The organism is Ruminococcus difficilis (assembly GCF_016680995.1).
Window position 1 is genome coordinate 1 of sequence record NZ_JAEQMG010000159.1, and the last position, 652, is coordinate 652.

Annotated in this window: 1 protein-coding gene and 1 tRNA gene; one reads left to right on the top strand and one right to left on the bottom strand. The window is 48.6% G+C overall.

Annotated elements, in window-relative coordinates; all coding sequences use genetic code 11:
• Positions 1-358, top strand: a 358-nt coding sequence (locus tag JKK62_RS14425) for a tyrosine-type recombinase/integrase (protein ID WP_201428517.1), incomplete at its 5' end; no start/stop codon positions are given.
• Between the two features lie 173 nt (positions 359-531).
• On the opposite strand, the gene JKK62_RS14430 is transcribed toward JKK62_RS14425, so the two are convergent.
• Positions 532-607: transfer RNA gene (locus JKK62_RS14430), tRNA-Trp, on the bottom strand.
• Between the last annotated feature and the right edge of the window lie 45 nt (positions 608-652).

The window sequence follows — 652 nt, forward strand, 5'->3', positions numbered from 1 at the left end:
CGACTTGCTGGTGTCGCAGAAGGAGCAGCAAATTGAGCGTTCAAGGGTAATGGGCTGCTACTATTACAAAAGCGACTATGTTTGCACTTGGGCGGACGGAAAGGTGATTCAGCCGAATTATCTGACAAGAAGCTTCCACAATATTCTGAAAAACAGCGATTTGCCGATGGTGCGCCTGCACGACCTGCGGCACAGTACGGCGAGCAACCTGATCGAGCAGAATGTGTCGATCGTCAACGTCGCCAACTGGCTGGGTCACAGCAGTCCGACGACCACGCTGAACTTCTATGCGCATACAAATCAGGCGCAGAAAAAGATGGTGGCAAATGTGATCGACGACATGCTTTTAGTCAGGTGATCGTGGTTAGAAAAATGGTGTTGCGTTAGATGCCGTTAGGAAAAGTTTTCAAAAAGCGTAGAAAAGTGTTAGAAAAGTGTTAGAAATCGGGGTATAGCTCGTTAGAAATGGGTTTAAGCCAAAAAAGAAAACCCCCAAAAACGGCTTAGATAAGCCATTTTTGAAGGTCTGAGTGGCAGGGGCAGAAGGACTTGAACCCTCGGCACGCGGTTTTGGAGACCGCTGCTCTACCAACTGAGCTATACCCCTAAATATTTGGTTGCTGCGAGGCGAGACTCGCTCACTCGCAGAAAG